General features: G+C 72.0%; 9 protein-coding genes. 2 read left to right on the top strand and 7 right to left on the bottom strand.

Features of this window, described 5'->3' with window-relative positions; all coding sequences use genetic code 11:
* Positions 1-26: 26 nt before the first annotated feature.
* The 7 genes from ACFW1A_RS35295 to ACFW1A_RS35265 form a co-directional block, all read right to left on the bottom strand.
* Complete coding sequence (locus tag ACFW1A_RS35295) at positions 27-1,691, bottom strand: MFS transporter (protein WP_380416595.1); 1,665 nt, start codon at positions 1,689-1,691, stop codon at positions 27-29.
* A 236-nt stretch (positions 1,692-1,927) separates the two neighbouring features.
* Positions 1,928-3,310, bottom strand: a complete 1,383-nt coding sequence (locus ACFW1A_RS35290) for an 8-oxoguanine deaminase (protein ID WP_380416593.1) — start codon at positions 3,308-3,310, stop codon at positions 1,928-1,930.
* A 201-nt stretch (positions 3,311-3,511) separates the two neighbouring features.
* Positions 3,512-4,438 (bottom strand): factor-independent urate hydroxylase, encoded by a 927-nt coding sequence (gene pucL / locus ACFW1A_RS35285; RefSeq protein ID WP_380416591.1) that lies wholly within the window; start codon positions 4,436-4,438, stop codon positions 3,512-3,514.
* Between the two features lie 30 nt (positions 4,439-4,468).
* Positions 4,469-4,804 carry a hydroxyisourate hydrolase gene (gene uraH, locus ACFW1A_RS35280; RefSeq protein WP_380416589.1) on the bottom strand — a complete coding sequence of 112 codons (336 nt, stop codon included), beginning with the start codon at positions 4,802-4,804 and terminating at the stop codon, positions 4,469-4,471.
* Between the two features lie 76 nt (positions 4,805-4,880).
* On the bottom strand, positions 4,881-5,408 hold the full coding sequence (gene uraD, locus ACFW1A_RS35275; protein WP_380416586.1) for a 2-oxo-4-hydroxy-4-carboxy-5-ureidoimidazoline decarboxylase: 528 nt from the start codon (positions 5,406-5,408) through the stop codon (positions 4,881-4,883).
* A 175-nt stretch (positions 5,409-5,583) separates the two neighbouring features.
* Positions 5,584-5,967 carry a helix-turn-helix domain-containing protein gene (locus ACFW1A_RS35270; RefSeq protein WP_380416583.1) on the bottom strand — a complete coding sequence of 128 codons (384 nt, stop codon included), beginning with the start codon at positions 5,965-5,967 and terminating at the stop codon, positions 5,584-5,586.
* Positions 5,964-6,245 (bottom strand): thiamine-binding protein, encoded by a 282-nt coding sequence (locus tag ACFW1A_RS35265; protein WP_380416581.1) that lies wholly within the window; start codon positions 6,243-6,245, stop codon positions 5,964-5,966. Before ACFW1A_RS35265 ends, ACFW1A_RS35270 begins: the two co-directional genes overlap by 4 nt.
* Positions 6,246-6,410: 165 nt before the next feature.
* Here ACFW1A_RS35265 and ACFW1A_RS35260 point away from each other — a divergent pair, with 165 nt between their 5' ends.
* Together ACFW1A_RS35260 and ACFW1A_RS35255 are read left to right on the top strand one after the other, a co-directional pair.
* Positions 6,411-7,253 carry a hydroxypyruvate isomerase family protein gene (locus ACFW1A_RS35260; RefSeq protein ID WP_380416578.1) on the top strand — a complete coding sequence of 281 codons (843 nt, stop codon included), beginning with the start codon at positions 6,411-6,413 and terminating at the stop codon, positions 7,251-7,253.
* Between the two features lie 34 nt (positions 7,254-7,287).
* Positions 7,288-8,175, top strand: coding sequence for a 2-hydroxy-3-oxopropionate reductase (locus ACFW1A_RS35255; protein WP_380416576.1), 888 nt, complete (start codon positions 7,288-7,290; stop codon positions 8,173-8,175).
* Positions 8,176-8,237 lie beyond the last annotated feature (62 nt).

Here is an 8,237-nt window from a genome sequence, read left to right as displayed (position 1 = left end):
CCGGCGGGCCGTCCGCGTCCGCCGGCTCAGTGCGCCTTGGCGGCGGCCGGCCCCGGGCACCGGCCGGACCGGCCGAAGGAGTACCGCCCGGTGATCGTGTAGGTGCCGGGGGCGGGGACGTGCAGCTCGGTCCAGTCGCCCTGCTGGCTCAGGCAGCCCTCGGCGGGCCGCTGGGCGCCCAGCACGCCCAGCCAGGGCGACCAGGGCAGCAGCAGCCGCACCGACCCGGCGGCCGGCACCTCCACGGTGAGCGCGGCCGGCCCGGCCTCGCGCACCACGGCCGGCGGGTCGGCCAGCGGGGTCGCGTCGGCCACCCGGAACAGCCGCCAGCTGCCCTGCTGCCACAGCGGGGTGAGCCAGGGCTGGCCCGCCGCCACCAGCGCCGCCTCGTCCACCGCCGCGTCGTCCGGCCGGTCGCTGGACAGCGCCACGAAGCCGACGCCCCAGCGCAGCAGCCAGGAGTGGTACTCCTCGGCGGAGAGCCGGTCGGTGTAGAAGAGCGGATTGCGGGTCACGTCCGCCTGCCGGTTCCAGCCCCGGGCCAGGTCGACGTAGGGCGCCACCCCGCTGGCCTCCCAGTGCGAGGCCAGCGGCACCACCTCCACCCGCCCGCGGTCCGCGCCCACCCGGTGCAGCTCGTCGATCAGCGCCCGGCCGTCCCGGGCCGGTGCGGAGACCGGCACCGTCACCAGTAGGTCGCCCAGGGTCCGCCCGGACAGCCAGACGGCCACCGCCAGGAACCCGGCCGCCAGGGTGAGCGCGCGCCGCCGGGCCGGCCGGCCCTCCAGCAGCGCGGCCAGCAGCACGGTGCCGGAGAAGAGCAGGCCGAGCCGTTCCACGTTGCTGCCCACCGGCGACGGGATCAGCCAGACCAGCACCACGCCGAGCGCGTACACCAGCGCGCCGCGGCGCAGCGCCCGCCACCGGACCGGGGCCAGCCGGGCGGCGCCCAGCGCGGCGGCCACCACCGGGGCCGCGGTCCACCAGTCGAACGGCTGCTGCCCCTGGAACGGGAAGAGCAGCGCGGTGGCCGCCACCACCAGCACCGGCGAGGCGGCCAGCGGGTAGCTGTCCCGCCGCCGGCCGGTCAGGAAGAGCGCGGCCGCCGCCACCTCCAGGAAGAGCCCGACCACCGGGCTGCCCAGGGTGGCCAGCGCCGCCAGCGCGAACAGCGCGGGACCGCGCAGCCGCGGCCCGCGGTGGGTGAAGGCCAGCACGGTGGCGGCCAGCCCGAAGACCACCCCGATGGCGAAGGTCACCCGGCCGGAGGCCACGTCGCACCAGAGCGCGAAGGCGGTCCACAGGGCCGGCGCGAGCGGCCGGCGCAGCCCCGAGCGGACCAGCAGCAGCGCCGCCAGCCCCGCCGAAGCGGTGCCGGCCAGCACGCCCGTGGTGCGCACCCCCAGCAGGCCCATCAGGTAGGGCGACAGCACGCTGTACGAGGCGATGTGCATGCCGCCGTACCAGGAGAGGTTGTAGGCCGAGTCCGGATGCTGCCGGGCGAAGTCGGTCCAGGCGTACTGGGCGGCCAGGTCGCCCGCGTCGTTGGCCAGCGCGAACGCCCAGACCAGGTGCAGCACGGCGGCCAGCACGGTCGCCGTCACCACCGGGTGACGCGCCGCCCGCCGCAGCGCGCTGCGCAGGTCGGCGGGCGTTCGGGCAGCGGGGAGCACCGGCCCCACGGTGGTCATACGGAGTCTCTTTCGGCACTGGATCGAAGTCGCATCGTCACCGGTAACCTACGATGCCCCGCCTGACGGTACGCCACAGCCCCGGATCCTCGCCGTGGATCCGGGGCTGCGGTCCGGCCGCCACACGGGTGGCGGGCGACCGGAGTCCGGGTCACGCACCGTCCCTGGGCGGCCCGGAGTTCAGGGGTGTACGCGGTGACCGGCCGTCAGCCGAACGGCCATCACCCGATCGGCGCTCAGCCGCGCGAGGCCAGCTCCTTGGCGGCGCGGGCGCAGGTGAGCGCGATCTGGTCCTCGTTCACGGTGGTCAGCTGCCCCTTCTCCACCACGGCGTTGCCGTTGACGAAGAGCGCGGTCAGCGGGGGCAGCGCGCCCATGGTGAGCGCGGCCACCGGGTCGGCGATGGAGGAGTGCATGACGCCGTCCACCTTCCACAGCGCCAGGTCGGCCAGCTTGCCCACCTCGATCGAGCCGATCTCGGCCTGGCGCCCCAGCACCCGGGCGCCGCCCATGGTGCCCAGGCGCAGCGCGCCGCGCGCGGTGAGCGCGTCGGGGCGGCCGTGCAGCCGGTTGATCAGCAGCGCGTTGCGCAGTTCGGTGCCCAGTTCGCCGGACTCGTTCGAGGCGGTGCCGTCCACCCCCAGGCCCACCGGTACGCCGGCCCGGACCATGTCGGGCACCCGGGCGATGCCGGCCGCCAGGCGGGCGTTGGAGGAGGGGCAGTGCGCCACGCCGGTGCCGGTCTCGGCGAACTTGGCGATGTCGGAGTCGTTCATGTGCACGCAGTGCGCCATCCAGACGTCCTCGCCCAGCCAGCCGGTGGACTCGAAGTAGTCGGTCGGGCCCATGCCGAACAGCTCCTTGCAGAACTGCTCCTCCTCGGCCGTCTCGGAGCCGTGGGTGTGCAGCCGCACACCCTTGCGGCGGGCCAGCACGGCGGCCTCGCGCATCAGCTCGGTGGAGACCGAGAACGGCGAGCAGGGCGCGATGGCCACGTGCAGCATCGAGCCGAAGGAGGAGTCGTGCCAGCGGTCCACCGCCGCCTCGGAGGCGATCAGGATGTCCTCGGTCTTCTCCACGGCGTGGTCCGGCGGCAGGCCGCCGTCCTTCTTGCTGCGGTCCATCGAGCCGCGCAGCGCGGTGAAGCGCATGCCGAGCTGCTGGACGGCCTCGATCGAGGCGCCCAGGATGTCGCCGCCGCCCTGCGGGAAGACGTAGTGGTGGTCGCTGGCCGTGGTGCAGCCGGACTTGAGCAGCGCGGCCGCCGAGCCCAGGGTGGCGGCGTGCACCAGCTGGTCGTCGATCCGGGCCCAGGTCGGGTAGAGCGCGACCAGCCAGTCGAAGAGGATGTTGTCCTGGGCCAGGCCGCGGGTGATCCACTGGTAGAAGTGGTGGTGGGTGTTGACCAGGCCGGGTGTCACCAGGTGGCCCTCGGCGTTGATCCGCCGCACCACGTTGTCCAGCCAGGCCGGGGCCGGGCCCGCGCCCACCGACTCGATCAGGTTTCCCTTGATCACGACGTGGCCGCGGGCGTACTCGGTGTCCGCGGCGTCGACGGTGGCGATCGCGGCGTTCTCGATGACGATCCGCTGGTCCGCCGGCGGGGGCTGCACTGCCATGGGTGACTCCTGAGTGAAGTGGGGGAGAGCGCGTCAGGTGCCGCGCGGCCGGCACCGGCGGGTCGGGGAGATGGACCGACCCGATCGGGGCCCGACCGCGCGGACCCGGCCAGGGAATCACCGCCGTCGGGTGGAGCGGCTCCCGAGGGCGGGACGGCGGAGCGAGAATCCCTCGGGCGGGTGCTGCGGGGTGACGACGGGTCAGACCACCGGGATGACCGGGACCACGCCCTCGCGGTGCACGGTGCCCTCGATCAGGCCGTACATCCGGTCCGCGGCGTAGTAGACCTCGTTGTCGTTCTTCAGGCCGAACGGCGCCAGGTCGACCAGGAAGTGGTGCTTGTTCGGCAGCTCCAGACGGACCTCGTCCACCTCGGCGCGGTTGTTCAGCACCCGGGTGCCCATCGCGTGCAGGGTCTGCTGCAGCGAGTAGGAGTAGGTCTCGGCGAACGCCTCCAGCATGTGGCGGCGCACGTGCTGGTAGGAGCGGTTCCAGTTCGGCTGCGGCTCGTTGTCGCGGCCGGTGTAGGAGTACTTCCAACGGGCCGTCACCTGGGTGGCCAGGATCCGGTCGTAGGCCTCCTGCAGGGTGGTGTACTTGTCCTTGATGTAGCCCCAGAACTCGGAGTTGGTCGTGTTCATCACGATCAGGTCCTTGAGGCCGGAGATCACCTGCACGGTGCCGGTCTCGCCGTTGTAGACCACCTCGCAGGTGCGGACCTCACCGCCGTCCCGGACGAAGGAGTGGCCCACCTCCTCGGAGCCGATGAAGCGCGAGGTGTTGTCCGGGGTCTTGATCCGGTTCCAGGAGTACTCCTCCAGCCGGATCCGGGCGCTGTGCACCACGCCGCGCTCGGTGTCCTCGACGAAGTGGCGGGCCAGCAGGATGCCGAAGGCCTCCGCCGACTCGATGCCGTACTCCTTGGCGAAGGCGTACACCGTGTTCTTGGTGGTGTCGGTGGGCAGGCAGTTGGCGTTCGAGCCGGTGAGGTGGACGTCCTCGAACTCGCCCTGGAGGGAGACCGAGACGTTCAGGTCCTTGATCTCGTGACGGGTGCTGTCACGGTAGACCCGGACGATCCGGTTCTCGGCCTTGCCGTACTGGTTCTGACCGAGCACGTGAGTCATAGCCGTCGGCTCCTTTGCTATGTCGGCTGTCTAGCTTCCGCGGTAGACGGAATATCCGAAGGGGTTCAGCAGCAGCGGCACGTGGTAGTGGTGCTGCGCGGGCGCGACCGTGAAGACGATCGAGACCTCGGGAAAGAACGGCGTCCGGTCGGACTGCCGGGCGTAGTACGCGGCGGTGTCGAACGTCAGCCGGACGACCGAGCCCGCCTCCGCGGCCGGCAGGTCCTTGGCCCGGCCGTCGGAGTCCGTGGCGGAGGTGCCGAGCACCGTCCAACCACCCTCGGTGAACAGTCCGAGCTCGACCGGCACACCCTCGGCCGGGCGGCCGAGGCTGGTGTCGAGCACGTGCGTGGAGATGCCAGTCATGGCGTGAATGACCTTACTGGTGGCAGGAAGTGACGTCACGTCAGGCGTGTTGCGAGGGCAACCGCGGGCCGAGGCGTCAGCGGGACTCGTCGAGCAGGCGGCCCAGCCGGATGTCGTTGATCTTGCGCAGCTCGCCGCGGACGATCTCGGCCTCGGTGGCCGCGTCGTTCGGGTAGCGCTCGCGCAGGGCGGCCAGCATGGTGGCCGCGGTGCGCCCGGTGGCGCAGATCAGGAAGACGTGGCCGAACTTGGCCTCGTAGGCGGCGTTGGCCGCGTCCAGGTCGTCCAGGAGTGCTTGGTCCACTCCCTGGATGCCGGCCTGCTCGCGCTCGGAGGTGGCGTCGCCCGCCTTGGGCTTGCCGATCCGGGCGTGGCCGGCCATGGCGTCGGCCAGGTCGGCGACGGTCAGCCGGGCCATCGCGGCGGCGTTGGCCGCCAGCAGTGACGCGCGGTCGGGCCACGGCCGGGTGGCCGCCACGGCGGCGGCCCAGCTCGGGCTGGAGCAGACCTCGAGGAGGAGCTGTTCCAGGTCGGCGGCCTCCGCCGCCGCCAGCGCCCCGAGGGCGCCGGGTGCGTCAACTGACGCGTGGGGGTGGTTGGTCACGGGTGGACCTCCTGAAGAGTGGTGCCACCCGCAAAAACTAGGACCACCACCCCCGGTCGTCAACACTTTGTTGAACCCTTGGTGGTTACGTTTCGAACCGCGGGCCGCGTTCGGCCCACTTCGTGTGTGATCCGCCAAGTGTGTCCGGATCCGCCCGTCGGTCAGACTGGCCCGGTCAGCCGCTCTTCGGGCCGTCCACCTGCCGGTTCAGGTAGTTGTACACCGTGAAGCGGCTGACGCCCAGGGCGGACGCGACCGTCTCCACGCCGTGTCGCACGGTGAAGGCGCCGCGTTCCTCCAACAGGGCGACGACGCGCTGCTTCTCCAGCCGGTCCAGCTCGCTGAGCGGCCGGCCGTCGAACTGGCGGGTCATCTCGGCCAGCAGCCGGTCCAGCGCACTGCTCAGGTGGGGCAGCCGGACGGCGACGGCCGGCTCGCCCTCCCACTCCAGGACCACGTCGTCGGGCTTGGCCTCGCCGACCGCGAGCGCGGTCGCGCCGACCGCGTCCAGCAGCGGCTTTATCGCCAGGGTGAGCGGGTGCTCCAGGGCATCGGTCACTGCGTACCCACTCCTTCGGGGGTGTCGGGGTCCGCGGACCGGTCCGGGACCACGCTGACCTGGAACGAGATCCGGCTGGCGCCGGCGTCCAGGGTGTCGTGCAGCAGTCGGGAGACCGCTGCCAGGACCTGCTCGGCCTCGCCCTCGGCGCTGGTGCCGAACGGGCCGACCGAGACGGCCAGGCCCGCTTCGTCCACCACCCGGCGGGCGGCCACCGCGTGGTCCGGGAAGTTGACCAGCTCGAACGGTTCTGTCGTGAACTCCACCATCAATCGCACTCGCTCACTGTATCGAGGCGCTGGTCAGGGGGATCCGGGAGAGCAGCTTCAACAAAGTGTTGCAGAGTTCTTGACAGTCCCTCGGGGGGACATGGCAAGCTTCCACCAGACAGAATCCCTCTTCCGCATGATGGAAGTTGCGGAATGTCGGAAGAGTGAAAGGTGATGGACGTGACCGCCGCTTCCGGGCACAACTTCACGATCAACCTGTCGATCCTGTTCAGCGAGCTCCCGCTGCTGGAGCGCCCCGCGGCCGCTGCGGCCGCCGGGTTCACCGCGGCCGAGCTGTGGTGGCCGTTCGGCGCCGAGCACACCCCGGCCGAGGCCGAGCTCGACGCCCTGCGCAAGGCCTTCACCGACGCGGGCGTGCAGCTGACCGGCCTGAACTTCCTCGACGACCTGACCAAGGGCGCCAAGGGCACCCTCTCGGTGCCGGCCGAGAACGAGCGGTTCCGGGAGAACATCCCGGTCAGCATCGGCCTGGCCGAGTCGCTCGGCACCAAGGCGCTCAACGCCCTGGTCGGCAACCGGGTCGAGGGCGTGAGCGCGGCCGAGCAGGACGCACTGGCCCTGGAGAACCTGGTGCTGGCCGCCCAGGCCGCGCACTCGATCGGCGCGGTCGTGCTGATCGAGGCGCTGAACCGGGTCGACGCCCCGGACTACCCGCTGCACACCGCCGCGGCCGCCGTCGAGCTGGTCGACCGGGTGAACGCGGCCAGCGGCCTCGGGAACGCCAAGTTCCTCTGCGACCTGTACCACCTGGCCGTCAACGGCGAGGACCTGCCCGCCGTGATCGAGCAGTACGCCGACCGGTTCGGCCACGTGCAGATCGCCGACTTCCCCGGCCGGAACGAGCCCGGCACCGCGGACCTCGACTTCGAGGACCTGCTCGCCCGGCTCACCGCGGCCGGCTACCGGGGCCGGATCGGCCTGGAGTACAAGCCCGCCTCCGGCGTCAGCGCCGACAGCTTCGACTGGCTGCCGCGCGAGCTGCGCGCCGCGAAGTAACCACCCCCTCGTCACCTTCGTAAGGAACCACGCGATGAGCCGCAAGATCGCCTTCATCGGCCTCGGCATCATGGGCAAGCCCATGGCCATCAACCTGGTCAAGGCCGGCCACCACGTGACCGGCTTCAACCTCGAGCAGGCCGCCATCGACGCCCTCGTCGAGGCCGGCGGCCACGGCGCCGGCAGCATCGCCGAGGCGGTGCGCGACGCCGAGGTCGTGATCACCATGGTCCCGGCCGACCCGCACGTCGAGCAGGTCATCCTGGGCGAGGGCGGGGTGCTGGAGAACGCCAAGGCCGGCACGCTGGTGATCGACATGTCCTCGATCACCCCGCAGACCTCGATCAAGGTCGACGCCGCGGCCAAGGAGAAGGGCGTGCGCACCCTGGACGCCCCGGTCTCCGGCGGCGAGGCCGGTGCGATCGAGGCGGTGCTCTCGATCATGGTCGGTGGCGCGGCGGGTGACTTCGCCGAGGCCAAGCCGCTGTTCGACGCGCTGGGCACCACGGTCATCCACGTCGGCCCGGCCGGTGCCGGCCAGACCGTGAAGGCCGCCAACCAGCTGATCGTGGCGATCAACATCCAGGCCGTGGCCGAGGCCGTGGTCTTCCTGGAGAACGCCGGCGTCGACCTGCCCGCCGCGCTGGACGTGCTCGCGGGCGGCCTGGCCGGCTCGACGGTGCTGAACCGCAAGAAGGCCAACATGGTCAACCGCGAGTTCGCCCCGGGCTTCCGGATCGACCTGCACCACAAGGACATGGGCATCGTCACCACCGCCGCCCGCGCGGTGGACGCCCCGCTGCCGCTGGGCGCCGTGGTGGCCCAGCTGGTCGCCTCGGCCCGGGCCAACGGCGACGGCTCGCTGGACCACTCGGCCCTGCTGCGCGGCGTCGAGCGCCTCGCCGGCCGCGAGGTCAAGTAACCCTGCGCCGCGCGGGGGCGGGGCGCGCGGCCCACCCCGTCCGGGCGCATTTACACAAATAC

The sequence above is a fragment of the Kitasatospora sp. NPDC058965 genome, assembly GCF_042741245.1.
GTDB lineage: Bacteria > Actinomycetota > Actinomycetes > Streptomycetales > Streptomycetaceae > Kitasatospora.
This window is presented reverse-complemented; position numbering and strand designations above follow the sequence as displayed.

What these genes read in the sequence shown, in the direction of transcription:
- ACFW1A_RS35295 (WP_380416595.1), bottom strand. Translation starts at nt 1,691, where the DNA reads ATGACCACCGTGGGGCCGGTGCTCCCCGCTGCCCGAACGCCCGCCGAC.
- ACFW1A_RS35290 (WP_380416593.1), bottom strand. Translation starts at nt 3,310, where the DNA reads ATGGCAGTGCAGCCCCCGCCGGCGGACCAGCGGATCGTCATCGAGAAC.
- pucL (WP_380416591.1), bottom strand. Translation starts at nt 4,438, where the DNA reads ATGACTCACGTGCTCGGTCAGAACCAGTACGGCAAGGCCGAGAACCGG.
- uraH (WP_380416589.1), bottom strand. Translation starts at nt 4,804, where the DNA reads ATGACTGGCATCTCCACGCACGTGCTCGACACCAGCCTCGGCCGCCCG.
- ACFW1A_RS35260 (WP_380416578.1), top strand. Translation starts at nt 6,411, where the DNA reads ATGGACGTGACCGCCGCTTCCGGGCACAACTTCACGATCAACCTGTCG.
- ACFW1A_RS35255 (WP_380416576.1), top strand. Translation starts at nt 7,288, where the DNA reads ATGAGCCGCAAGATCGCCTTCATCGGCCTCGGCATCATGGGCAAGCCC.